Annotated in this window: 25 protein-coding genes; 10 read left to right on the top strand and 15 right to left on the bottom strand. The window is 54.3% G+C overall.

What is annotated here, in order from left to right; translation table 11 throughout:
• Window positions 1-93: 93 nt before the first annotated feature.
• A complete protein-coding gene (nirC, locus tag C813_RS24710) occupies window positions 94-903 on the top strand; it encodes a nitrite transporter NirC (protein WP_017459860.1) in 810 nt (269 codons plus the stop codon).
• A gap of 17 nt (window positions 904-920) precedes the next feature.
• Window positions 921-2,285, top strand: coding sequence for a siroheme synthase CysG (cysG, locus tag C813_RS24705; protein ID WP_017459859.1), 1,365 nt, complete (start codon window positions 921-923; stop codon window positions 2,283-2,285).
• Between the two features lie 110 nt (window positions 2,286-2,395).
• Here cysG and trpS read toward each other — a convergent pair whose 3' ends face one another.
• The 12 genes from trpS to C813_RS24645 all read right to left on the bottom strand — a co-directional run bounded on the left by trpS (window position 2,396) and on the right by C813_RS24645 (window position 12,409).
• Window positions 2,396-3,400, bottom strand: coding sequence for a tryptophan--tRNA ligase (gene trpS / locus C813_RS24700; protein ID WP_017459858.1), 1,005 nt, complete (start codon window positions 3,398-3,400; stop codon window positions 2,396-2,398).
• Window positions 3,393-4,151: a phosphoglycolate phosphatase gene (gene gph / locus C813_RS24695; protein ID WP_017459857.1), complete on the bottom strand. Its 759-nt coding sequence runs from the start codon at window positions 4,149-4,151 to the stop codon at window positions 3,393-3,395. Before gph ends, trpS begins: the two co-directional genes overlap by 8 nt.
• Window positions 4,144-4,821, bottom strand: a complete 678-nt coding sequence (rpe, locus tag C813_RS24690; protein ID WP_017459856.1) for a ribulose-phosphate 3-epimerase — start codon at window positions 4,819-4,821, stop codon at window positions 4,144-4,146. The genes gph and rpe overlap by 8 nt, the downstream gene beginning before the upstream one ends.
• A gap of 51 nt (window positions 4,822-4,872) precedes the next feature.
• A complete protein-coding gene (gene dam / locus C813_RS24685; protein WP_017459855.1) occupies window positions 4,873-5,694 on the bottom strand; it encodes an adenine-specific DNA-methyltransferase in 822 nt (273 codons plus the stop codon).
• 67 nt (window positions 5,695-5,761) lie between these two features.
• Window positions 5,762-7,063, bottom strand: coding sequence for a cell division protein DamX (damX, locus tag C813_RS24680; RefSeq protein ID WP_017459854.1), 1,302 nt, complete (start codon window positions 7,061-7,063; stop codon window positions 5,762-5,764).
• An 88-nt stretch (window positions 7,064-7,151) separates the two neighbouring features.
• Window positions 7,152-8,240 (bottom strand): 3-dehydroquinate synthase, encoded by a 1,089-nt coding sequence (gene aroB / locus C813_RS24675; protein ID WP_017459853.1) that lies wholly within the window; start codon window positions 8,238-8,240, stop codon window positions 7,152-7,154.
• A gap of 55 nt (window positions 8,241-8,295) precedes the next feature.
• Window positions 8,296-8,817: a shikimate kinase AroK gene (gene aroK, locus C813_RS24670; RefSeq protein WP_017459852.1), complete on the bottom strand. Its 522-nt coding sequence runs from the start codon at window positions 8,815-8,817 to the stop codon at window positions 8,296-8,298.
• 287 nt (window positions 8,818-9,104) lie between these two features.
• On the bottom strand, window positions 9,105-10,340 hold the full coding sequence (gene hofQ / locus C813_RS24665) for a DNA uptake porin HofQ (RefSeq protein WP_025263817.1): 1,236 nt from the start codon (window positions 10,338-10,340) through the stop codon (window positions 9,105-9,107).
• The gene (locus C813_RS24660; RefSeq protein ID WP_017459850.1) at window positions 10,306-10,653 is read right to left on the bottom strand and encodes a HofP DNA utilization family protein; all 348 of its coding nucleotides are present in this window, start codon (window positions 10,651-10,653) and stop codon (window positions 10,306-10,308) included. The genes hofQ and C813_RS24660 overlap by 35 nt, the downstream gene beginning before the upstream one ends.
• Entirely contained in the window at window positions 10,643-11,104 is a 462-nt protein-coding gene (locus C813_RS24655; protein WP_025263816.1) for a HofO family protein, read from the bottom strand. The genes C813_RS24660 and C813_RS24655 overlap by 11 nt, the downstream gene beginning before the upstream one ends.
• On the bottom strand, window positions 11,088-11,624 hold the full coding sequence (locus C813_RS24650) for a PilN domain-containing protein (RefSeq protein ID WP_017459848.1): 537 nt from the start codon (window positions 11,622-11,624) through the stop codon (window positions 11,088-11,090). Before C813_RS24650 ends, C813_RS24655 begins: the two co-directional genes overlap by 17 nt.
• A complete protein-coding gene (locus C813_RS24645) occupies window positions 11,624-12,409 on the bottom strand; it encodes a hypothetical protein (protein ID WP_017459847.1) in 786 nt (261 codons plus the stop codon). Before C813_RS24645 ends, C813_RS24650 begins: the two co-directional genes overlap by 1 nt.
• Before the next feature lie 119 nt (window positions 12,410-12,528).
• On the opposite strand from C813_RS24645, the gene mrcA reads away from it, so the two are divergent.
• Entirely contained in the window at window positions 12,529-15,081 is a 2,553-nt protein-coding gene (gene mrcA, locus C813_RS24640) for a peptidoglycan glycosyltransferase/peptidoglycan DD-transpeptidase MrcA (RefSeq protein WP_017459846.1), read from the top strand.
• A 78-nt stretch (window positions 15,082-15,159) separates the two neighbouring features.
• Here mrcA and nudE read toward each other — a convergent pair whose 3' ends face one another.
• Complete coding sequence (gene nudE / locus C813_RS24635; protein WP_017459845.1) at window positions 15,160-15,720, bottom strand: ADP compounds hydrolase NudE; 561 nt, start codon at window positions 15,718-15,720, stop codon at window positions 15,160-15,162.
• 316 nt (window positions 15,721-16,036) lie between these two features.
• Between nudE and C813_RS24630 the strand changes: the two genes are divergently transcribed.
• The 6 genes from C813_RS24630 to tnpA all read left to right on the top strand — a co-directional run bounded on the left by C813_RS24630 (window position 16,037) and on the right by tnpA (window position 22,775).
• The gene (locus tag C813_RS24630; RefSeq protein ID WP_017459844.1) at window positions 16,037-18,175 is read left to right on the top strand and encodes an intracellular growth attenuator family protein; all 2,139 of its coding nucleotides are present in this window, start codon (window positions 16,037-16,039) and stop codon (window positions 18,173-18,175) included.
• A gap of 59 nt (window positions 18,176-18,234) precedes the next feature.
• Complete coding sequence (gene yrfG / locus C813_RS24625) at window positions 18,235-18,912, top strand: GMP/IMP nucleotidase (RefSeq protein WP_017459843.1); 678 nt, start codon at window positions 18,235-18,237, stop codon at window positions 18,910-18,912.
• A complete protein-coding gene (gene hslR, locus C813_RS24620; protein WP_017459842.1) occupies window positions 18,912-19,313 on the top strand; it encodes a ribosome-associated heat shock protein Hsp15 in 402 nt (133 codons plus the stop codon). Before yrfG ends, hslR begins: the two co-directional genes overlap by 1 nt.
• A gap of 24 nt (window positions 19,314-19,337) precedes the next feature.
• Entirely contained in the window at window positions 19,338-20,216 is an 879-nt protein-coding gene (gene hslO, locus C813_RS24615; RefSeq protein ID WP_017459841.1) for an Hsp33 family molecular chaperone HslO, read from the top strand.
• A gap of 337 nt (window positions 20,217-20,553) precedes the next feature.
• On the top strand, window positions 20,554-22,173 hold the full coding sequence (gene pckA / locus C813_RS24610; protein ID WP_017459840.1) for a phosphoenolpyruvate carboxykinase (ATP): 1,620 nt from the start codon (window positions 20,554-20,556) through the stop codon (window positions 22,171-22,173).
• Window positions 22,174-22,337: 164 nt separating this feature from the next.
• Window positions 22,338-22,775: an IS200/IS605 family transposase gene (gene tnpA / locus C813_RS24605; RefSeq protein ID WP_025263572.1), complete on the top strand. Its 438-nt coding sequence runs from the start codon at window positions 22,338-22,340 to the stop codon at window positions 22,773-22,775.
• A 77-nt stretch (window positions 22,776-22,852) separates the two neighbouring features.
• Here tnpA and envZ read toward each other — a convergent pair whose 3' ends face one another.
• On the bottom strand, window positions 22,853-24,205 hold the full coding sequence (envZ, locus tag C813_RS24600; RefSeq protein WP_017459527.1) for a two-component system sensor histidine kinase EnvZ: 1,353 nt from the start codon (window positions 24,203-24,205) through the stop codon (window positions 22,853-22,855).
• Entirely contained in the window at window positions 24,202-24,921 is a 720-nt protein-coding gene (gene ompR / locus C813_RS24595) for an osmolarity response regulator transcription factor OmpR (RefSeq protein ID WP_001157751.1), read from the bottom strand. Before ompR ends, envZ begins: the two co-directional genes overlap by 4 nt.
• A gap of 227 nt (window positions 24,922-25,148) precedes the next feature.
• Here ompR and greB point away from each other — a divergent pair, with 227 nt between their 5' ends.
• Window positions 25,149-25,622, top strand: coding sequence for a transcription elongation factor GreB (gene greB, locus C813_RS24590; protein WP_017459528.1), 474 nt, complete (start codon window positions 25,149-25,151; stop codon window positions 25,620-25,622).
• Window positions 25,623-25,654: the final 32 nt, after the last annotated feature.

The following is a 25,654-nucleotide window of genomic DNA, read 5'->3' as shown; positions in this document are numbered from 1 at the left end:
CCCTGCGGGGGCGCAATGCTCCCGCTGTTTCACTTTTTCGTTTTCATTTTTTCCTTTTAAACATTTTCTTTTTAACTTTGGATAATCAACATCATGTTTACCGACACGATTAATAAGTGCGCGGCTAACGCTGCGCGTATCGCTCGCCTCTCTGCACAAAATCCGCTGGGTTTCTGGATAAGTTCCGCCATGGCGGGCGCTTATGTTGGGCTCGGCATTATCCTGATTTTCACGCTCGGCAACCTGCTTGATCCGGCGTTACGCCCGCTGGTGATGGGCGCAACCTTTGGCATTGCTTTAACGCTGGTGATTATCGCTGGTTCTGAGTTGTTTACCGGCCACACCATGTTTCTGACGCTGGGTGTAAAAGCGGGCACCATTAGCCACGGACAAATGTGGTCTATTTTGCCGCAAACCTGGCTCGGTAATTTGCTCGGCTCAGTATTTGTCGCGCTGCTTTACAACTGGGGCGGCGGCAGTTTGTTACCCGTAGATACGAGCCTGGTGCACGCGGTCGCGCTGGCCAAAACCAATGCGCCCGCAACGGTGTTGTTCTTTAAGGGCGCGCTGTGTAACTGGCTGGTGTGCCTGGCTATCTGGATGGCAATCCGTACCGAAGGCGCGGCGAAATTCCTCGCTATCTGGTGGTGCCTGCTGGCGTTTATCGCCTCGGGTTACGAACACTCCATCGCCAATATGACGCTCTTTGCGCTCTCCTGGTTCGGCCATCACAGCGAGGCGTATACCCTCTCCGGGATTGGGCATAACCTGTTGTGGGTAACGCTTGGCAATACCTTCTCTGGCGCGGTATTTATGGGGTTAGGTTACTGGTATGCTACGCCAAAATCTGAGCGTCCTTCTGCGGTCACCCGCGTGGCAAGCCAGGCTACAGCGAATAACTAAAATGATGAGGTAATGTCGTGGACCATTTGCCAATTTTTTGCCAGCTACGCGATCGCCAGTGCCTGCTTGTTGGTGGCGGCGATGTCGCAGAACGTAAAGCCCGGCTGTTAATGGATGCGGGTGCACGGCTTACCGTTAACGCGCTCACGTTTGTTCCCCAGTTCACCGTGTGGGCTGAAGAAGGCATGTTGACGCTGGTTGAAGGCGAATTTAGCGAAACGCTGTTAGACGTGTGCTGGCTGGCGATTGCCGCAACGGATGACGAAGCGGTGAATCAGCGCGTCAGCGACGCCGCAGAGCAGCGCCGAATCTTCTGCAACGTTGTCGATGCGCCCAAACAGGCAAGTTTTATCATGCCGTCAATCATTGACCGCTCACCGTTGATGGTAGCAGTCTCTTCCGGTGGCACATCGCCGGTGCTGGCGCGTTTGCTGCGCGAAAAACTCGAATCGCTGTTGCCGCAGCATCTGGGTCATGTCGCTCATTTTGCGGGCACGTTACGCGGCCGGGTCAAAAAGCAGTTCGCCAGTATGAGTGAGCGCCGCCGTTTCTGGGAAAAATTGTTCGTCAACGATCGCCTGGCGCAATCGCTGGCGAACCACGATACACCCGCCGTGGAAAAAATGACCGAACAGCTGCTGGCTGAGCCGCTGGATAACCGTGGTGAAGTGGTGCTGGTTGGCGCGGGGCCTGGCGATGCCGGGCTGCTGACCTTAAAAGGTTTGCAGCAGATCCAGCAAGCCGATGTGGTGGTGTATGACCGGCTGGTTTCCGATGAGATCATGAACCTGGTGCGCCGCGATGCTGACCGGGTGTTTGTGGGCAAACGCGCGGGCTATCACTGCGTGCCGCAGGAGGAGATCAATCAGATCCTGCTGCGCGAAGCGCAAAGCGGTAAACGCGTTGTCCGGCTTAAGGGCGGCGACCCGTTTATTTTCGGGCGCGGCGGTGAAGAACTCGAAACGCTCTGCCACGCAGGCATTCCTTTTTCGGTGGTGCCGGGGATTACGGCGGCATCGGGCTGTTCAGCTTACTCCGGCATTCCGCTAACCCATCGCGATTATGCGCAAAGCGTGCGGCTGGTGACTGGCCACCTGAAAACCGGTGGCGAGCTGGACTGGGCCAATCTGGCTGCGGAAAAGCAAACGCTGGTGTTCTATATGGGACTGAATCAGGCGGCAATGATTCAGGCACAACTCATAGCGCATGGAATGCAGGCGGATATGCCGGTGGCGCTGGTTGAGAACGGCACCTCTGTGCAGCAGAAAGTCGTCAGCGGTGCATTATCGCAGCTGGGTGAGCTGGCGCAGCAGGTGCAAAGCCCGGCGCTGATCATTGTTGGCCGTGTGGTGGGGCTGCGCGATAAGCTTAAGTGGTTCTAAAAATAGAAAAAGGGCAGGTAGAACCTGCCCTTTTTTATTGTCTAAATAACCCCCGGCTGGCAGAGGGTTTAAGACGACGTTCAGCGATAAAGCGCTTTTAAAGTCTGCGATTACGGTTTAGCAACGAAACCAATCGCTTCGTAGACTTTCTTCAGGGTTTCCGACGCCCGCGCGCTGGCTTTTTCCGCGCCGTCTTTCATCACCTGTTGCAGGAAGGCTTCGTCATTGCGATAGCGATGATAACGCTCTTGCAGTTCGGTCAGCATGCCGGAAACGGCATCCGCCACTTCGCCTTTCAGATGGCCGTACATTTTGCCTTCAAAGTGCTGTTCCAGCTCCGCAATGCTCTGACCGGTTACCGCAGAGAGAATATCCAGCAGGTTAGAGACACCCGCTTTGTTGGCGATGTCGTAACGCACTACTGGCGGCTCGTCGGAATCGGTAACGGCGCGTTTGATTTTCTTCACCACCGATTTCGGATCTTCCAGCAGGCCGATAACGTTGTTGCGGTTATCGTCCGATTTGGACATCTTCTTGGTCGGCTCCAGCAGTGACATCACGCGCGCGCCGGATTTCGGAATGAACGGCTCAGGCACTTTGAAGATATCGCCATAAATCGCGTTGAAACGCTGGGCGATATCGCGGCTCAGTTCCAGATGCTGTTTCTGGTCTTCACCCACCGGCACCTGGTTGGTTTGGTACAGCAGAATGTCTGCTGCCATCAGCACCGGGTAATCAAACAGACCGGCGTTGATGTTTTCCGCATAGCGTGCGGATTTGTCTTTGAACTGAGTCATGCGGCTCAGTTCACCGAAATAGGTGTAGCAGTTCAGCGCCCAGCCGAGCTGCGCATGTTCCGGCACATGGGACTGAACGAAGATGGTGCTTTTTTGCGGATCGATGCCGCACGCCAGGTAAAGTGCCAGCGTGTCCAGCGTCGCCTTACGCAGCGTTTGCGGATCCTGGCGCACGGTAATCGCGTGCTGGTCAACGATGCAGTAGATACAGTGATAGTCGTCCTGCATGTTCACCCACTGACGCAGCGCACCCATATAGTTGCCAATGGTTAATTCACCTGAGGGCTGTGCGCCACTAAAGACGATGGGCTTAGTCATTTTTCATTTCCTGATTTTCACTGTGCGAAAGCCCGAGTGCGGGCAGTAAATCTTTGAAGTGATCGAACACGTAATCCGGCTCGCTGGCGGTAATCGCTTCGCCGTAGTTATATCCGTAAGTCAGACCAACAGAAGCGCTACCTGCCGCCTTTGCGGCCAGTATGTCATTACGCGAATCACCCACGAAGAGCAACTCATGAGGTTGAATATTGAGCTTTTTGCATACCAGAAGCAACGGTTCCGGGTGCGGCTTTTTGTTCACCACATCATCGCCGCCGACCACAAACGTGAAGTATTGCGCAATGCCCAGCGCCTCCAGCAGTGGTGCCACGAATGGCGTCGGCTTATTGGTGACCAGCGCCAGTGGCAAGCCTTTAGCATGCAGAGCCGCCAGCGTTTGCGCCACGTCCGGGAACAGAAAACTGCCCTCTTCCACGGTCTCTTCGTAATAACGGTTGAACAGCTTACGCAGCATGCGTATCTGCTCTTCTTGCGGAATGTCGTTACCTACGTCCGGCTTGCCTTGCGCCGCGCGCTGGCTGCTGCGTTCCTGGCGAGCCCAGTTAAACGCTCGCTCCATCAGCACATCCGCGCCGTTACCAATCCAGGTCACCACACGCGCTTCGCCCGCCTGCGGCAGCTCAAGAGCATACAGCGCGCTGTCCACTGCGGCGGTCAGACCCGGCGCGCTATCCACCAGCGTACCATCGAGATCAAAAGCAATACCCTGAATCGACTGCATTTTATTCATGACTTACCTTTGCCAGTTCACTACGCATTTCATCAATAACCTGTTTGTAATCGGGTTTATCGAAAATCGCCGAACCCGCGACAAACATATCTGCGCCCGCGGCGGCGATATCGCCGATGTTGCTCACCTTAACACCGCCGTCGACTTCGAGACGGATATCAAAGCCTGAGGCATCAATGCGACGACGCACTTCACGCAGCTTATCCAGCGTGTGCGGAATAAAAGACTGACCGCCAAAACCGGGGTTTACCGACATCAGCAGGATCACGTCCAGTTTATCCATCACATGATCCAGGTAGCTGAGCGGTGTTGCCGGGTTAAACACCAGCCCCGCTTTACAACCGTGCTCTTTGATGAGCTGCAGGGAGCGATCGACATGTTCGGACGCTTCGGGATGAAAGGTGATAATGCTTGCGCCAGCGGCGGCGAAGTCCGGGATCAGCCGATCAACCGGTTTCACCATCAGGTGAACATCAATAGGCGCGGTGATGCCATAATTACGCAGCGCTTTGAGCACCATCGGGCCAATGGTCAAATTCGGCACATAATGGTTATCCATCACGTCGAAATGCACCACATCACCGCCCGCAGCCAGTACGGCGGCGGTATCTTCGCCCAGGCGAGCAAAATCAGCCGACAAAATCGAGGGGGCAATCAAATACTGTTTCATCCGCATCTCCTTGAGAAAGTAGGGTTCGGCAGGCAGCGCGGTGAATGCGAATTATCGCGGAGCCGGGCGATAGAGTGCCAGCAGCTCATCCACCTTTTTACGTGTACCACCGTTACTGCTGATACTGCGCCGCACTTTTACCACGTGCAATTTTGCCTGACTGTACCACTCACGCGTTAACAGCGTGTCGTGGTTGGAAATCAATACCGGGATCCGGTTTTGCACCAGGCTTTCGGCAATCGCCGCCAAATGCGCCTGCTGCTCAAGACTGAAACTGTTGGTGTGATACGCCGTAAAATTGGCCGTCGCCGACAGCGGGGCGTAAGGCGGATCGCAGTAGACCACGGAGTTCTCGTCAGCGCGCGCCATGCTATCTGCGTAAGATTCGCAGTAAAAAAAGGCATTCTGCGCTTTTTCGGCGAAGTGGTACAACTCCGCTTCCGGGAAATAGGGTTTCTTATAACGGCCGAACGGCACGTTGAATTCACCGCGCAAATTATAGCGGCACAGGCCGTTGTAGCCATGGCGATTGAGGTATAAAAACAGCAGCGCGCGCCGGAAGGGCTCCTGGCACTGGTTAAACTCTTCGCGCAGCTGGTAATAAACCACAGACTGATTGGTCTCAGGCGCGAACAGCGCCCGCGCCTGGCGCACATACTCATCAGGCTGGTCTTTAACGATGTTATACAGGCTAATCAGGTCGCTGTTAATATCAGCGAGGATATAGCGGGAGAACGACGTGTTGAGAAACACCGAACCCGCGCCGACGAACGGCTCGATAAGGCATTCACCCTGCGGCAGATGCCTTCCGATATCGTCCAGCAGGGGGTATTTCCCCCCTGCCCATTTCAAAAAAGCGCGATTCTTTTTCATGCTGACTGATTACTTACACTCTCTCCGGCTGTGGAGAAAGCTCCGACAGCATCCTGCGCTTTATACATTACTTCAGATCGGCCTGTACCTGGTGTATCGGTTTGGCCCAGGGATTTTTCGCCTGTACGTCTGCCGGCAACGCCGCGACAGCACGTTTCGCATCGTCTTTTGATGCGTACACACCACTCACCAGCACATACCACGGCTGGCCGTTACGTGTTGTCTGGTATACCACGAAGTTTTTCAGATTCTCTTTCTTCGCCCATGCATTGAGGTTGTTGGAGTTCGAGGAACTGCTCAACTGCAATGTGTAATGGTTAGCCGGCGCAGACTTTAACGCTCCGACATTTCCTGTAGCGGCAGCAGTGTTTGCCGCAGGCGCGGCGCTGGCGGCTGGTGCAGCCACGGTTTTGGGCTGCGTTTGCGCAGGTGACGACGTTACCGCAGGTGCTTTTACTGGTGCGGTAGCGGCGGTTTCAGTGCGTTTCGGCGGCTGAGCGACAGCTTTGGATTCGGCTTTCGGTTCCGCTTTCGACACGGACTCTTTAGCCACCGCCTTCGGCTCGATCACCATCTGCTTGCGTTCGGTACGCGGCGCAGCGGTATGACTTTCAGCTGTAGCAGATTGTTGCTGACGCGCAGCAGCGCCGTTGCCGTTACGTACCGGCGCAACCGTTGCAGGCTCTGTTGGCAACGTCGAATTTACCGCGCTATCCAACTGAGACTGGTTTTGTGGCTGAGTCAGTGCGTTGTTCAGATCGCCCTGCACTTCAACACGCTGCTGACCCGCAGGCGCGGCAGGCGCTTCAGCTTGTGATGGCGTAGAAGAAATCGGCGGCAGCGAGACATCCTGCTGCGCGGGCGCATTGCCTGAAGTGGGTTGCTGAGCAGGTGCTGGCTGTGCGCCATTCGCCTGATCTGCAGCACCGGTATTGCTGGCGTTGTTATTGCCTGCAGCGAGATCGATGCTTTTCTCCGCCGGTGCGTTTTGTTCATTGCTCGTTGTCGGTGCGGGGGATTTCAGCGCAGAACCGATGCCGATGATTAACAGAAGCAGAACCAGAATGCCGACGCCCATCATCACGTACTGACGGGAAGCGGGTTTCGCGGCTGCCGCTTTCTTACGTTTACGCGGACGGCGCTCTTCGCGCTCCTCGTCAAACGCTTCTTCATCTTCTTCATAGCTCTCTTCTTCACGCTCATCACGCGCCCGGCGGTTGCGCGAAGGGCGGCGTTCGTCCGCATCGACATCAACATCATCAAAGTTGATCTGCGGCTCATCGACACGCTCGGAAGATTGGCGAGAACGACCAGTACGACGATCGCTGGGATCGGGTTTCAGCTCGTCTTCTGGTTTGAATTCATCCATTTAACACCCCACACAAAGGCGTATGCCACATCATGCATCTCGCCCGAAGTTAAACGCCACGCGGTGCGTGACCAGACCTTTCTAATAGTTACGCCTGCTGGCAATCAGCAATAGCGCCAAGTACTACGTCGTGCGACACTCCGCCGCGAACTTCACTCTTCCCTATTGCCAACGGGAGCACTAAACGCATCTCTCCCGCCAACACTTTTTTATCGCGCATCATGTGCGGTAAATAAGCCTGCGCGGACATCTCCTGCGGGCCTTGTACCGGCAAACCTGCGCGTTTCAGCAGTGCCTTTATACGCTGCGTGTCTGCTTTGCTGAACTGACCAAGACGCTCCGATGCATGCGCCGCCATCACCATACCTGCCGCGACAGCTTCACCGTGCAACCAGTTCCCATAGCCCATTTCCGCTTCAATAGCGTGGCCGAAGGTATGCCCCAGATTCAGTAAAGCACGTAAGCCTGTTTCCCGCTCATCGGCGGCAACAACTTCAGCTTTCAGTTCACAACAACGTCGAATACAGTACGCCATCGCCGGACCATCAAGGCGCAGCAACGCATCCATATTCTGTTCCAGCCAGGTAAAGAACTCGCCGTCGAGAATAATGCCGTATTTGATCACTTCCGCGAGGCCGGAGGACAATTCGCGGGCAGGAAGCGTAGCCAGACAATCAAGATCGACAACCACCGATGCAGGCTGATAAAACGCACCGATCATGTTTTTGCCGAGGGGGTGGTTAACCGCTGTTTTGCCGCCAACAGAGGAGTCAACCTGAGAAAGGAGCGTGGTCGGCACTTGAATAAAGCGCACGCCGCGCTGATAGCTGGCTGCCGCGAAGCCGGTCAAATCACCCACCACTCCACCGCCCAGCGCGACCAGAGTGGTATCGCGCCCATGAGGTTTTTGCAACAGTGCGGTGAAAACCGTGTCCATCACCGCAAGGCTTTTGTACTGCTCGCCATCCGGCAGAATCACGCTATCCACTTTCACGCCAGCCTGTTCAAGAACATGGCGGACTTTATCAAGATAGAGCGGAGCCAGTGTTTCATTGGTGACCAGCATAACCTGATCACCAGACTTCAGAGGCGAGAAGGAAGCTGGATCGTTAAACAAACCAGCCGCGATGGTGATAGGGTAACTACGTTCCCCGAGAGTGACTGTGATCCTCTCCATGACGCGACATCCACCTTAGTTGCTTAAACCCGCAGGCGTGTGAATTAAGCCAGAATTAGTTGCTTTCCAGCATATGAATAATCTGGTTTGCCACCACTTTAGCACTCTGATCGTCAGTGCGAATGGTCACGTCGGCAATCTCTTCATACAACGGATTACGTTCGTCGGCCAACGCTTCCAGCACTTCGCGCGGCGGTGTATCCACCTGCAAAAGCGGGCGTTTTTTGTCACGTTGAGTGCGAGCTAATTGCTTTTCGATAGTGGTTTCCAGATAAACCACTACGCCACGGGCGGAGAGACGATTACGGGTCTCGCGAGACTTCACAGAGCCACCGCCGGTCGCCAGTACGATGCCCTGTTTTTCCGTCAGCTCATTGATGATTTTTTCTTCGCGATCGCGGAAGCCTTCTTCACCTTCAACATCGAAGACCCAGCCCACATCAGCTCCGGTTCGTTTCTCAATCTCTTGATCAGAATCGTAAAATTCCATATTGAGTTGTTGAGCTAACTGACGCCCAATAGTGCTTTTGCCGGCACCCATAGGCCCAACCAGAAAGATATTGCGTTTCTCTGCCATTTTTTCGGTACTACTAAGACTATTCGTTGATGATAAACCCGCTTCGCAAAGACTCGGCGTAGCAGGACATGAACTGAAACCTCATATGCGATAGTGCGAGAGTCAGATCGAAAATTATCTCAGTACTCCGGCTTGTTTGGCAACTGAATAAACACGCAATCCTTCATGCTGCTCATTGTTCGACGGAGACCACTGACGCTCAAATCGGTACTCCTTGTAAGCTAAATCATGTCTCACGTCAAACACATGAACCAAGTTCCATTGAAAAAGGGGGAGTTACGGCAGATTTAATGTACCGCCGCCAACCTGGGCGTAATAAACACCACCAGCTCGCGCCGCTCATTATCTTTCGCGTCCTGGCGAAATAACCTGCCGATACCTGGAATCGAGCCTAAACCCGGAACCTGCGCACTGTCGGCGGAATTCTTTTGTGAAAAGATGCCGCCCAGCGCCAGCGTATCGCCGCTCTTTACTTCTACCTGCGTTTCAATCTCCTGCTTGTCAATCGCCATCGCCTCCCCTCCTGCCTGCTGTAGCACCTGGCCCGGCATATTTTGGCTAATGCGCAACTTCAGCCGTACACGATTATCAGGCAGCACCGTCGGCGTGACTTCCATTCCCAACACCGCTTCTTTAAATTCCACCGCCGTGCTACCGCTATCGCCGCTGGCAACCTGATAAGGTATTTCGCTCCCCTGCTTGATACTCGCTGGCTGGCGGTGAGACGCCAACAGGCGCGGGCTGGCAATAATTTCAAGTTGCTGTTTTTGCTCAAGCGCTGACAATTCCAGCTCCAGTAATTGGGCGTTGATACTGCCGATATTAAAGCTGACGCGCGTACTGGCATCCGGAACCGAGAAATCGCCAGAAACGCCGCTAAGTTGTCCACGCGCTGCGGGTTTATCCTGCGCCAGTCCCCATTTCACCCCCAGCTCGCGCAGGCTTTTTTCATTGATGGTGACGATATAAGCCGCCAGCTCTACCTGCTCGACCGGTAAATCCATCTGTGCGACCCATTTTTCCAGTGCGGCGAGCCCTTCTTTATTGTCACGCACTAGTAACCGGTTAAGCCGCACATCAACCGTCATCGCTCCTTGTGGGCTGAGCAGTTTTTCCCCGGCTTTTGCCAGCTCTACCGCGTCGGCATAGCGCAATACAAAACTGCGTGTTTGCAAGGGTATGTTCTGCTTGCGCTGGCGCTGAGCAGCCTCCTGCTCCGCCTGCTTTTGCTGCCGCCATGCCGTGGTATGAACCTGCCAGATATTGCCCTGCTGGTTTAACGTTAATCCGGCACTGGCAGCAACGGTTTGTAGCGCCTGCTGCCAGGGAACATCTTTGAGGTTCAGCGACACCGTGCCACTGACCTCAGGTGAAATCACCATGTTCTGCTTCTCCAGCGCAACCAGCGCCTGCAATACCTGCGTGACAGGCACGTCGTCGACGGTCATTGTGACGACACGTGATGTCTGCGCGCCAGCAAGTGGCAGACTAAAGAGCATCGCGCTCGCTATCCATTTTCGCATGTTGAGTTCCTTCTCGTTGCCAGCGCCATTGCGCTGGAGTGCACTCTTCACCAACCTCAATCAGCATTTCATCCTGGTGGATAGCGACAACGCGCCATCCGGTGGGCAGTGTTTCGCCGGTAATAAGGCGATACCAGTGCCCGGTATCATCGCGCACGATCCCTGTCGATTGCTCGCCAGTCACTGCGCCGTGAAAATGCCAGTTGCCAAGTTGCGCGGTTTGGCATGTATCTGGCGGGGGCTGAAAAGGATCGCGCATACCGCACAGATGCAGGGTGAGCAGCGCGGCCAGTAACAAACGTCTAATTCGCATTGTCCTGCTCCACTCGCAGCGTAAAATTCAGCGTGCCTTCACCGGCCATTAATGAAAACGCAGGAACCTGCATGCCGCGCTCTGTTAGCAGCGAAAACGTCTCGACTACACCTTTCCAGCCGGTCTCAAGCACTAATTCTCCGCCCCCCTGAGCAGGCTGCCAGCGGGCAAGCTGGCGCCCCTGTGACTGAAAATCAAGCGGGCTAAATGCCTGAATCTCCGGCAAGGTCAATGATTCTGATGGCGGCACCAGCGCATGTAATTTTTGCCACTGAGTGCGCAGCTTCGTGCGTTGTTGCTGTTGTTGAGCAACCAGCCGCAGCTCCGTCTCTTTGACCGGAGATATCGCCAGCCACCATAAAAGTGCCAGTGCGCAAAGTAAACTGAGTAGCCAACAAAGCACACGCGTTCGTAATGACAAAGCAAACCAAACATCAGGGTTGAGCATCATCACGCTCCCGGTTCAGTTGGTAGTGGAATTGCCAGCGCCCCTGCGCATCACGTTCTACTGTGCCTGCGGGTTGCAACTGAAATCCTGTCGTTTTCTGCAACCCTTGCTCAAGCTCGCTTAATGCGTGAAAGGAACCGGCCAGGCCAGCGATTTCAAGCTGGTTTTGCTGCCAGCGCAGAGTAGTAAACCAGGCGTTGGGAGGCAGATTTTCCGCGAGGGTGAGCAACGTCTGTCGCCACGCTTGGGTACGCTGAAGCCGTAATAGCTGCGCCTGCTCCTGCTGCCAGCGCTGGCGACGAAGCTGCAACGGCTGCTCGGCGGCGTTCAACCCGGCGAGTAAGGCGGCATCAGATCGCTGCCACAGCGTAGCCTGACGCAGATCAACCGCAGCAAGTGCCCGCCATAACGTGCCGCCCAGCACAATCACCAACGCAGTTGCGATGAAAACCGCGCCCCACAGACGAATGCAGCGCAACCGCTGTTGACGCCGCCATGGCAGAAAATTCACGGCGGGCTGCATTAGTATCCCCTGGCAACAGCCAGCCCCAGAGCTATCGCGTAGCGTTCTCCGGCATCGGGTAAAGGTGGCTGGCGCGACGGAACAGCGCTCCAACAGTCAAATCCACCGGGCATCTCGCCGCACTGTGCGATTTCATCTGCGGGTAGCCCAAGCACGGCGGCAAGCTGGGTAGCATTTTCGGCTTCTTCCCGCGCTCGTCGCCCCCAGCTCTCTCTCGTAGCCCATAGCCACTGGCGCTCATCACACCAGGCAAGGCAACGAGCCGGTGGCGTAAGCCAGGGTAACAGTGGCTGCAGCGCACTGGCGTCCGGCGTAATAGAGGAAAGATGAAGAGATAATGCCTGCGCTATCTCCAGCAGCGACGCCACATCTTTATTTTGCGCAGCAGTAACGCCATACGCTTTGCCGGGCTCATCTTCGGTGAAATCGAAACAGAGATCGTTTTCTGCCATCTCCAGTTCACGCGCCATTGCTTGCGAAACCCAGCTTGTTAAAGCTGGTTCGCGCAGCGCGACTGCCGGTCGCGGCAGCTTTTTTTGCAGGGTTTGCCCGGCGGGAAATGCCATGCGTACGCAATGGCGTTGCGGTAGGGTTTGCCGCCAGGGACGCAATGCATCGAGCAGTTCGTCTGGCGCTTTTATCCGCCCCTGCACCACGACGCCAGAGGATAGTGGAAGGTGCCACCAACGGCGCAGCGCCTGGCCGCGACGCCCGGCGGCAAGGGCGACAATGAAGATGCCATCTTGTTGAATATGCAAACCAATTTGCCAGTGCCTGAATGCCATAATTCCCGATCTCCTTATCGTCTCGCTGGATGACGCTATATCAATGCATCAGGCTTGCCTTTATACTACCGCGCGGTTGTTTATAAACTGCCCAAATGACTCTAAATGGGAAATCTCCAGTGAAGTTCGTAAAGTATTTATTCATCCTTGCAGTATGTTGCATTCTGCTGGGAGCAGGCTCGATTTACGGTCTGTACAAATATATTGAGCCACAGCTACCTGACGTCGCCACGCTGAAAGACGTGCGGCTACAAATTCCGATGCAGGTCTATAGCGCTGATGGCGAATTGATCGCGCAATATGGCGAAAAGCGCCGTATTCCGCTGACGCTGAATCAAATCCCGCCTGAAATGGTTAAAGCGTTTATCGCCACGGAAGACAGCCGTTTTTATGAGCATCACGGTGTCGACCCGGTGGGGATTTTCCGCGCCGCCAGCGTGGCGATGTTTTCCGGACGCGCGTCGCAGGGCGCAAGTACGATTACCCAACAGCTGGCACGTAACTTTTTCTTAAGCCCGGAACGCACGCTAATGCGTAAGCTTAAAGAGGTGTTCCTGGCGATCCGCATTGAACAGTTGCTGAGCAAAGATGAGATCCTTGAGCTTTATCTCAATAAGATCTACCTCGGTTACCGCGCGTACGGCGTGGGCGCCGCGGCGCAGGTCTACTTTGGGAAAACGGTCGATCAGTTAACGTTGAGTGAAATGGCGGTGATTGCCGGTCTGCCAAAAGCACCGTCTACGTTTAACCCGCTCTATTCGCTAGACCGCGCCACCGCGCGCCGTAACGTTGTGCTGGCGCGTATGGAAAGTGAAGGCTACATCACCGAGCAACAGTATGATCAAGCGCGCGGTGAAGCTATCGATGCCAATTACCACGCGCCGGAAATCGCTTTTTCCGCGCCTTACCTTTCAGAAATGGTGCGCCAGGATTTGGTCAATCGCTATGGCGATAAAGCCTACGAAGATGGCTACCGCGTTTACACCACCATTACCCGTAAAGTGCAGCAGGCCGCGCAGGCTGCCGTGCGTAATAACGTGATGGATTACGACATGCGCCACGGCTATCGCGGCCCGTCAAATGTGTTGTGGAAAGTGGGCGAAGCGGCGTGGGACAATAAAAAAATCACCGACTCCCTGAAAACGCTGCCGTCTTATGGCCCGCTCTCGCCGGCAGTCGTGACCAGCGCCAATCCACAAGAAGCAACGGCGATGATGGCAGATGGCACATCGGTCTCTTTGCGCATGGAAGGTATGCGTTGGGCGCGTCCGTATCGTTCCGACACGCAACAAGGTGCAACGCCACGCAAAGTTACTGACGTGGTGCAGGCCGGGCAGCAGATTTGGGTTCGCCAGGTGGACGATGCCTGGTGGCTGGCGCAGGTGCCGGATGTTAACTCCGCGCTGGTTTCCATCAACCCGCGCAACGGTGCCGTATTGGCGCTGGTTGGCGGCTTCGATTTTAACCAAAGCAAGTTTAACCGCGCGACACAGGCGCTGCGCCAGGTAGGTTCTAACATCAAGCCGTTCCTTTACACCGCGGCAATGGATAAAGGCCTGACGCTGGCGAGCATTTTGAATGATGCGCCAATTTCCCGCTGGGATGCAGGCGCAGGCTCCGACTGGCGACCGAAAAACTCGCCGGATGAGTATGCCGGGCCGATTCGTTTACGTCAGGGTTTGGGCCAGTCGAAAAACGTGGTGATGGTGCGTGCAATGCGCGCAATGGGCGTGGATTATGCGGCAGAATATCTGCAGCGTTTCGGCTTCCCGGCGCAAAACATTGTCCATACCGAATCGCTGGCGCTGGGCTCAGCTTCCTTTACGCCAATGCAGGTCGCCCGTGGTTATTCGGTGATGGCGAACGGTGGTTTCCTGATCGATCCGTATTTCATTACCAAAATCGAAAACGATCAGGGCAATGTGCTGTTTGAAGTCCGTCCGAAAGTCGCCTGTGCCGATTGTGATATTCCGGTGATTTACGGCGATACGCCGAAATCGAACGTGCTGGAAAACAAAGACATGGAAAACGTCGCTACCTCACAAGAGCAGCAGAACGCGGCAGTACCGCAGCCACAGCTTGAGCAAGCCAACCAGGCGCTGGTGCAAAGAAGCGGCGCCGAAGAGTACGCACCACATGTTATCAGCACCCCGCTGTCGTTTTTGATCAAAAGCGCGCTGAACAGTAACATCTTTGGCGAGCCAGGCTGGCAGGGCACAGGCTGGCGCGCAGGTCGTGACCTCAAACGCAATGATATTGGCGGTAAAACCGGGACCACGAACAGTTCGAAAGATGCCTGGTTCTCAGGCTATGGCCCTGGTGTGGTGACCTCCGTTTGGATCGGCTTTGACGATCATCGCAGGGATTTGGGGCGTACTACCGCCTCCGGTGCGATTAAAGATCAGATTTCCGGTTATGAAGGCGGCGCGAAAAGCGCACAACCTGCCTGGGATGCGTATATGAAAGTCGTCCTGGATGGGGTTCCTGAAGAGCCATTAACGCCGCCGCCAGGCATAGTGACGGTGAATATCGACCGCAGCACCGGCCAACTGGCGAACGGTGGTAGCAGCCGCCAGGAATACTTTATTGAAGGCACGCAGCCAACGCAGCAAGCCGTCCATGAAGTGGGCACCACGTTAATGGATAACGGCGAGTCTCACGAACTCTTTTAACTCTGCGCCGGGCAGGTCCCGGCTGACAGACAGCAAAAAGGGCGCGAATGCGCCCTTTTCATTTATTGTTCTGTGCGTTCAGAGCCGACCCTGACCTTTCAGCCATTCGCGAACCAAAAACAGGGCGCTGACATTGCGGGCTTCGTTGAAATCAGGATCTTCCAGCAGGTCCATCAAGTGCTTCAGCGGCCAGCGTACCTGCGGTAATGGTTCTGGTTCATCACCCGGCAGTGATTCAGGATAGAGATCTTCTGCCACGACGATGTTCATTTTGCTGGAGAAATAAGATGGCGCCATACTGAGTTTTTTCAGAAAAGTAAGCTCTTTTGCACCAAATCCGACTTCTTCTTTTAGTTCACGGTTCGCCGCTTCGTATATACTCTCACCTGGATCGATAAGCCCCTTGGAAAATCCCAGCTCGTAGGATTCAGTGCCAACCGCATATTCACGGATCAGGATCAGATGATCGTCAACAATTGGCACAATCATCACGGCTTCGTGCGTAGAGGGGCGCATACGTTCATAAACACGGCGCACGCCGTTACTGAATTCCAGATCCACACTTTCGACGTTAAAAAGTCGTGAAGACGCGACCGTTTCTACGTTAAGAATGGTGGGTTTTTGCAATGATTCGCTCATTATTATCGGTCTTTGCAGAGAAACTTTCGTTATTGTGCGACACTACGCACTGTTTGGGCAATGTACTTTGCCGCTAATTTACATTCCTGTAACCTCATCGAAATCAATTCCCAATTTGACCCAAAAGTCAATAGCTTGAAATAAAACTAAGAATTTGCTGATATTCCCGTTAGGGTGGTTTTGCTATTCTCTTTGACATTGGTATGCGCTTAAAAATACTCAAGTTAATTGCTTGCTTAAAAGGCCAACCACATTAGATTGTTACGGGAAGGGTGCAACTGACTACACCTGTTAGAAAAAGTAAGATGGGGAAAGCATGAGCACCATTTTGATTTTTTTCGCTGCTATGCTGGCCTGCGCATTCCTCGCCGGATGGATTTTCAGGTTCAGGTCGCAACGTCGGTATCGACTGCCGTATTTACAGGCTTTCACCGGCGCGACGACCCGCAAATTAACGCCTGAAGAGCGTGAAACGGCGGAACGCTATCTGGAAACGCTTTCCCGTACGCAAAACAATCTCGCCCCGACGGGCGCGACAGCCGCCCCTGTTTCCATCAATCTTACCGCGCATAGCAACACGGTGCTGTATGTCACGCACTCGATCACCCGCTATGGCATCACCACTGACGCCCCGAATAAATGGCGCTACTACCTTGATTCCGTTGAAGTTCACTTGCCCCCTTCCTGGGAGCAATACATTACTGACGAGAACAATGTTGAACTGATCCGCACCGACTCCATGCCGCTGGTCATCTCGCTTAATGGGCACACGCTTAGCGAATATATGCATGAAGAGCGCGGAGGCGAACTTGAGCGCGTATCGTCGAGCCAGTCCGCTATCCGTGGCGAAGAGAGTGAGCAAATTGAGCTGCTCAATATTCGCCGGGAAACCCCGGAAGAGTATGCATTAAGCCGCCCGGATGGCATGCGCGAGGCGCTGCTGATCTCGGTCTCGTTTCTGCTGTTTTTCTTCTGTCTGGCCTCGCCCGATGTCTTTATCCCGTGGCTGGCGGGCGGCGGCGTGATGTTGCTTGCCGCCGGGCTCTGGGGGTTATATGCGCCACCGGCTAAAAACACATTGCGGGAGATCCATTGTCTGCGTGGCACGCCAAAGCGCTGGGGGCTGTTCGGTGAGAATAATCAGGAGCAAATGAATAATATCTCGTTAGGTATTATCGACTTGATTTATCCGCGTCACTGGCAACCCTTTGTCACACAAGATTTGGGCCAGCAAACCGATATTGATATCTACCTTGATCGCCACGTTGTGCGCCAGGGACGTTTTCTCTCCCTGCACGATGAAGTGAAAAATTTCCCGCTGCAACACTGGGTGCGCAGTGCCGTCATTTCCGTCGGTTCGCTGGTGGTGCTGGCGATGTTGCTGATTTGGGTGCCGCTGGATATGCCGATCAAATTTACCGTGTCGTGGATTAAAGGCGCGCAGACCGTTGAAGCCAGCAGCGTGAATCAGCTCGAAGCCGCCGGGTTGCGGATTGGTGACACATTGCGCATCAGCGGCACCGGCATGTGTAATATTCACATGCAAAATAACTGGACCTCGCGCCAGACGTCACCCTTTACGCCGTTTGACTGCTCGCAAATTATCTGGAACAACGCTCCGCCCCTGCCGTTGCCAGAATCCGACATTGTGAACAAAGCCACCGCGCTGGCCCAGGCGGTCAGCCGCCAGCTTCATCCCACTACCGAAGAAGATTCCCGCGTGAGCCCGGTTCTGCGCTCAGCCATTCAGAAGTCCGGCATGGTACTGCTGGATGACTTCGCCGATATCGTACTGAAAACCCAGGATTTGTGCGCCGCCGAAGATGAGTGTCTGCGGTTGAAAAATGCACTGGTCAACCTCGGAAACAGTAAAGACTGGGAGACGCTGACCAAACGCGCCAGCGATGGGAAACTCACTGGCGTGAACGTCTTGCTGCGCCCGGTAAGCGCCGAGTCACTGGATAATTTGGTCACCACGTCCACCGCGCCATTCATTATGCGGGAAACCACCCGTGCGGCGCAGGCGCTGAACAGCCCGGCTCCGGGCGGTTTTGTGATTAGCAGTGAAGAAGGTAGCGAGCTGGTTGATCAACCCTGGCCGCCGATTGCGCTGTATGACTACCCGGCGCAGGAACAATGGAATGAATTTCAGCGGCTGGCGCAAATGCTGATGCAGACGCCGTTTCGCGCGGAAGGGATCATTACCAATATCTATACCGATGCAAACGGCACCAAACACATCAGCCTGCATCGCATGCCTGATGCCAGCGGCCTGTGGCGTTATGCGGGAACCACACTTCTGCTGGTCGCGATGGTGATTTGCAGCCTCTACAACGGTGTGCTGGCGCTGCGGCGTTATCAGCGCAACCGCACACGTATCGAAGAGATTCAGCAGTATTACGCAAGCTGTCTGAACCCCCAGTTTCTGCCCACCCAGGATAGCCTCAGCAGCTAACGATCTGTCGTGCGAGCTGTGTTAACCTGTCGCGCACTTTTCTCTGGCTGGAGTTTTTAATGCACCTTGATATCGCATGGCAGGACGTCGATACCGTTTTGCTGGATATGGACGGCACGCTTCTCGATCTCGCGTTTGATAACTTCTTCTGGCAAAAACTGGTGCCGGAAACCTTTGGCGTCAAACAAGGCTTAACGCCGGAAGAAGCGCAGAACGTTCTCCGCCAGGAGTATCACGCCGTGCAGCATACGCTAAACTGGTACTGTCTGGATTACTGGAGCGAACGCCTGGGTCTGGATATTTGCGCTATGACCACTCAGCAGGGGCCACGCGCGGTGCTGCGTGAAGATACGGTACCGTTTCTGGATGCGCTACAAAAAAGCGGTAAACGCCGCATTTTGCTAACCAATGCACATCCGCATAATCTGGCGGTTAAACTTGAGCACACGGGTCTTGCGGCGCACCTTGATTTATTACTTTCCACCCATACATTTGGTTATCCGAAAGAGGATCAGCGCCTGTGGCAGGCTGTCGCGCATGAAACCGGGCTTAATCCTGAACGGACGTTGTTTATTGATGACAGCGAACCGATTCTTGATGCGGCGGCGAAATTTGGCATCCGCTATTGCCTGGGCGTCACCAACCCGGACTCGGGGCTTGCGGAAAAACATTATTTGCGCCATCCGGGCACTAATGACTACCGCGGCTTGATCCCCTCACTTCTCAAGGAGATGTGATGAAACAGCAGCCTGCACAGGAAGTTCGTCTGGATAAGTGGCTGTGGGCCGCGCGTTTTTATAAAACCCGCGCCCTTGCCCGCGAAATGGTTGACGGCGGCAAAGTGCATTACAACGGGCAGCGCAGCAAGCCGAGTAAAATCGTCGAGCTGAACGCCACGCTCACGCTGCGTCAGGGAAATGATGAACGAACCGTCATCATTAAAGGCATTACGGAGCAGCGTCGACCGGCAAATGAAGCTATCGAGCTGTATGAAGAGACGGCAGAAAGCATAGAGAAACGCGAAAAAATGGCGCTGGCCCGCAAACTTAACGCGCTCACCATGCCCCATCCCGATCGCCGCCCGGATAAGAAAGAACGTCGCGATCTAATAAAATTTAAATTGGGTGATAGCGAATAACGCTCACCCGCAAGAGAGATAATCATGGCCATTCAAGACCAATTACACCGCTATCTTTTTGAAAACTACGCTGTTCGCGGCGAGCTGGTGACCGTTTCCCATACCTGGAAACAGATCCTCGACAACCACAACTATCCGCTGCCGGTAAAAACCGTGCTCGGCGAGTTGCTGGTCGCCACCAGCCTGCTGACCGCAACGCTGAAATTTGCCGGTGATATTACCGTGCAGTTGCAGGGTGATGGCCCGATGAGCCTGGCGGTGATTAATGGTAATAATCGCCAGCAAATGCGCGGTGTAGCGCGTGTTCAGGGCGATGTGCCGGAAAATGCCGATCTGAAAACGCTGGTGGGAAATGGTTATTTAGTTATCACCATCACGCCGGAAGAGGGCGAGCGTTATCAGGGCGTTGTGGGTCTTGAAGGTGACACGCTGGCGGCATGTCTGGAAGATTACTTCCTGCGTTCAGAACAGCTGCCGACACGTTTGTTTATCCGCACCGGCGAGGTTGACGGCCAGCCAGCGGCGGGCGGCATGCTGCTGCAGGTATTACCGGCACAGGAAACGCAGGCCGAAGATTTTGAGCATCTGGCCGTGCTGACAGAAACCATCAAAGCGGAAGAGTTGCTGACGCTGGCGGCGGAAGATGTGCTGTGGCGCTTGTATCACGAAGAAGAAGTCACGCTGTACGATCCGCAAGATGTGGAATTCAAATGCACTTGCTCACGTGAACGCTGCGCGGGTGCGCTGAAGACGCTGCCGGACGAAGAAGTAGACATCATCCTCGCGGAAGAAGGTGAAATCGACATGCACTGCGACTATTGCGGCAGCCACTATCTGTTTAACGCGATGGACATAGCCGAGATCCGCAACAACGCCTCCCCTGCCGATCCACAGGTACACTAAATTTCTTTCCTCACGCCGCCTGCGGGCGGCGCTTTTGCATGACCCGTCACGTTTCCGCTAAAATCCCCAATGAAAGTGTTACGTAACTTACTTTCATGAAAGCGATTACAGTCACAAAGCCGCGGTTAAAAATGTCGTCTTACGCCATTTTTGGAACATTTACCCCATAAATGAGACTATTTTTGCCATAATCCGTCTCGTTACGTGACCACAATCACAGTGTTTTCCGTCAGTCTGGGTTTGTCGAGTTAGGTAAATCTATGAGCCTCGTCCCGGTAAGCGGGTAAAAAACAACCCTACAATTTCAGGTAGTATATATTGGCTAAGGAGCAGTGACATGCGCGTTAAGAGCTTAACCCCGCAGGATCTCAAGGCTTATGGTATCAACGATGTTCAGGATGTCGTCTACAACCCCGATTACGATACGCTGTATCAGGAGGAGCTCCGTCCAGACCTGGAAGGATATGAGCGTGGTGTGCTGACGAATTCTGGTGCTGTCGCCGTCGACACCGGTATTTTTACCGGCCGTTCGCCGAAGGATAAGTATATTGTGCGTGATGACACCACCCGCGATACCGTGTGGTGGTCCGATAAAGGCAAAGGCAAGAACGACAACAAGCCGATCTCGCCTGACGTCTGGCAACATTTAAAAGGCCTGGTCACCCGGCAGCTTTCCGGAAAGCGTCTGTTTATTATTGACGCGTTTTGCGGCGCAAACCCGGACACGCGTCTCTCGGTGCGTTTTATCACCGAAGTGGCCTGGCAGGCGCACTTTGTGAAGAACATGTTCATTCGTCCGACCGAAGAAGAGCTGGCAAGCTTTACGCCGGACTTTATCGTGATGAATGGCGCGAAGTGCACCAACCCGCAATGGCAAGAACAAGGTCTCAACTCGGAAAACTTTGTCGCCTTTAATCTCACCGAACGCATCCAGTTGATTGGCGGAACCTGGTACGGCGGCGAGATGAAGAAAGGCATGTTCTCAATCATGAACTACCTGCTGCCGTTACAGGGCATCGCCTCGATGCACTGTTCAGCAAACGTCGGTGAAAAAGGCGATGTTGCCGTGTTCTTCGGCCTCTCCGGCACCGGCAAAACCACCCTCTCTACCGATCCGAAACGCCGCCTGATTGGCGACGATGAACACGGCTGGGATGATGACGGTGTTTTCAACTTCGAAGGCGGTTGCTACGCCAAAACCATTCGCCTTTCGGAAGAGGCTGAACCGGATATCTTCCACGCCATCCGTCGCGATGCGCTGCTGGAAAATGTCAGCGTCCGCGCCGATGGCAGCATTGATTATGATGATGCGTCGAAAACGGAAAATACCCGGGTGTCGTACCCGATTTACCATATTCAGAACATCGTAAAACCGGTCTCCAAAGCAGGCCACGCAACGAAAGTTATCTTCCTGACAGCGGATGCTTTCGGCGTACTGCCGCCGGTTTCGCGCCTGACCGCCAGCCAGACGCAGTACCATTTCCTTTCCGGTTTTACCGCTAAACTTGCCGGAACCGAACGCGGCGTCACCGAGCCGACACCAACTTTCTCTGCCTGTTTTGGTGCCGCGTTTTTATCGCTGCATCCGACGCAATATGCGGAAGTTTTGGTGAAAAGAATGCAGGCCGCTGGCGCGCAAGCGTATCTGGTCAATACTGGCTGGAACGGCACCGGTAAACGCATCTCTATCAAGGACACGCGGGCGATTATCGACGCGATCCTTAATGGCTCGCTGGACGATGCGGAAACCTTTACCCTGCCGATGTTCAACCTGGCAATCCCGACCTCGCTGCCCGGCGTGGATACGCGCATTCTCGACCCGCGCAATACCTATGCGTCCCCGGAGCAGTGGCAGGAGAAAGCTGCGCAGCTGGCAACGTTGTTTATTGAAAACTTCGAGAAGTACACCGATACCGCTGCCGGCGCCGCGTTAGTCAGCGCCGGGCCAAAAGTGTAATTTGGCTACGCAAGAGAAACAAAACCCGCCAGATGGCGGGTTTTTTTATCCTTGCATGAACACCACCTCCTATGGAGGTGGTCAGCAACAAGTTGGCTCTGCCAATAATGCTACTCATGGGAAAATCCGAATCCGTTATCCCCATAACTGATAAGGATTTAACCATGAGTAGATTCCAGAGAGCATCTCATGTGCTCTGGTGTTGTCAATATCATATCGTTTGGACACCCAAGTACCGATTTCGCATCCTGAGGAACAATGTTGGCAAAGAGGTCTATAAACAGATAAGGATCTCAAGTGAACAGCTCGGGATAGAAGTGGTGGAGCTGAATGTCCAGATAGATCATGTTCATTTGCTGGTAAAAGTGCCACCACGGCTTTCAATTTCCCATGTAATAGGTCACTTAAAGGGTAAAACAGCCCTTCGATTGTTCAGTAAATTTCCTTATCTACGGAAGAATAAGTTGTGGGGCAATCACTTCTGGGCACGGGGTTACTGCGTGGATACCGTAGGTATAAACGAAGAAATGATAAGAAAGTACGTGAAGTACCAGGAAAAGCATGAAGTTGAAGAGAGCCAACTTCCACTAAAAGAGGTGTGAAGGGAAGGCTCTCAGAGTCTGGACTTAGTACGCCCCTATGGGGCGCTATCAATGCCACCTGCTATGCAGGTGGTTTTTTACGCTTCTTTATTCTGCCCACTCAGTCGGGCAATCGGGATCGGCAGCCAGGCGCGAATACAGAGCCCGCCCCGCTCGCTGGTGCCCAATTCAAGAATGCCGTTATGGTTATCCACAATACGCTGCACGATCGCAAGCCCCAGGCCAGTGCCGCTGGTGCTGCGCGCGCTGTCACCACGCACAAACGGCTGGAACAGATGTTCGCGCTGCTCCGGTTTGATGCCCGGGCCGTCATCTTCGACCTGGAACCAGGCGCGGTTGTGCTCGGTGCCGCTGCTGACTTTGATCCAGCCATTGCCATAGCGCGCCGCATTAACCACCATATTGGCAACCGCACGTTTAATGGAAAGCGGGTGCATACGCACGAAAATCTCGCTCTCTTTCAACCCGGTATCGATCTCACGCTCGTAGCCACTTTCCGCCGCGATGACTTCACCAAGCACCGCGTTCAGTTCAGCCACTTCCATCGGCATTTCCTGCCCGGTACGCAGATAATCGATAAACTGCTCGATAATCGCGTTGCACTCTTCAATATCTTTATTAATAGATTCAGCGAGATAACCATCTTCTTCCGCCATCATCTCCGTCGCCAGGCGAATACGCGTGAGCGGCGTACGCAGATCGTGGCTGACGCCCGCCATCAACAACGTACGATCGTCGGCAAGCTGCTTCACCCCGGCGGCCATCTGGTTAAAGGCGCGGGTGACCGAGCGCACTTCCGACGCGCCATATTCACGCAGCGGCGGCGGAATATGCCCTTTCCCCACCTTCAGCGCGGCGTGCTCCAGGTCAACAAGCGGTCGGTTCTGAATACGGATAAACAACCAGGCACCGCCTATCGCCAGCAGCATAATCGCCAGCGTGTAGCGGAACAGCGGGGAGAAATCCCCTTGATGAATTTCGGTCAGCGGTACACGCACCCAGATATTGGGCGACAGCCAGGTTTTCAGCCACACCACCGGCGAGCTTTTATTTACCTCAACGCGCACTTCGGTCGGGCCGCCAAGCTGCTGCGCCATTTGCTGGCTTAAGAATTCGTAATGCTGCGCCCAACGCAGGCCGGCGTCTTCCGCGGCCTCGTTGGAATAAAGCGAAATGCCCAGCTCGCGGTAAATCTCACGGCGAAACGCCGGAGGCACCACCAGCTGCGTGCCGTCCTCCAATTGCAGTTTATCGGTCATCAACATACGCACTTCGTACGCGAGAACCTTATTAAACTGTTGGAGGCTCGGCAGAATGGCGAAGTTTAGCACCACCAGGTAAGTCGTCACCAAGCTGGCGAACAGCAAGGTGACGATAAGTAACAGGGTGCGGGCAAATGAACTTCGCGGCGAGAAACGCACTCGCATCATGCTTTAGAGCCGTCCGGCACAAACACGTAGCCCAGACCCCAAACCGTCTGAATATAACGAGGATGTGCCGGATCTTCTTCCACCATGCGGCGCAAGCGTGAGATCTGCACGTCAATAGAACGCTCCATCGCCGAGTATTCACGCCCGCGCGCCAGGTTCATCAGCTTATCGCGCGACAACGGCTCACGCGGGTGGCTGACCAGCGCTTTCAGCACCGCGAACTCACCGCTGGTCAGCGGCATCGGCTCATCTTCGCGGAACATTTCGCGCGTACCAAGGTTCAACTTGAACTTACCAAACGCAATTACCGCTTCTTCCTGAGACGGCGCCCCCGGCAGTTCATTCGCCTGGCGGCGCAGCACAGCGCGAATACGCGCCAGCAGCTCACGCGGGTTAAACGGTTTGGGAATATAATCGTCGGCACCAATTTCCAGACCCACAATGCGGTCCACTTCCTCGCCTTTCGCCGTCACCATAATAATCGGCATCGGGTTGCTCTGGCTGCGTAAACGGCGGCAGATAGAGAGACCATCTTCGCCTGGCAGCATCAGATCCAGCACCATCAGATGGAAAGATTCACGGGTTAACAGACGATCCATCTGCTCAGCGTTAGCCACGCTGCGAACCTGGAAGCCCTGCTCGGTAAGGTAACGCTCAAGCAATGCGCGCAGGCGCATGTCGTCATCCACGACCAGAATCTTATAATTCTCTTGCATTGTTTATACTCCCAAAGGTTCCGACAATAATGTTTCCGTATTCTAGAAAAGTGCGCGTTCACGACCAGCGAAATCTGGTATACATTCTAGTCGAAATTGTTACAAAGCATATTTAACAGCAGCTTATATGCATATGTCATCACAGAAAGCATGATTAATCTGCACCTTACACTATCCCGTTTGTAAAGTGTGTGCAGGCAAGAACGTCACGGAAATAAGGCCCAAGAATGAAAACGCCCCTGATTACCCGCGAAGGTTATGAAAAACTGAAGCAGGAACTCGATTTTCTCTGGCGTCAGGAGCGCCCGGAAGTCACTAAAAAAGTCACCTGGGCGGCCAGCCTCGGCGACCGCAGCGAAAACGCCGATTATCAGTACAACAAAAAGCGCCTGCGCGAGATAGACCGCCGCGTGCGCTATCTCACCAAGTGTCTGGAAAATCTCAAAATCGTTGATTACTCCCCTCAGCAGGAAGGCAAGGTCTTTTTTGGCGCATGGGTGGAAATTGAAAACGACGACGGCGATACACTGCGTTTTCGCATCGTTGGCTATGATGAAATATTTGGCCGCAAAGATTACATCTCTATCGATTCGCCCATGGCACGCGCCCTGCTGAAGAAAGAGGAAGGCGACGTGGCGGTAGTGCAAACGCCCGGCGGTGAAGCAACCTGGTACGTTAATCAAATTGAATACGTGAAATAGCCCCCAGAACCGTCTGAGAAGCCCTGCACGGC

The organism is Kosakonia sacchari SP1, from assembly GCF_000300455.3.
In the GTDB taxonomy this organism is placed as follows: Bacteria; Pseudomonadota; Gammaproteobacteria; order Enterobacterales; family Enterobacteriaceae; genus Kosakonia; species Kosakonia sacchari.
Note: the sequence above shows the minus strand (reverse complement) of the source record. Positions and strands in the feature narration are given on the sequence as shown.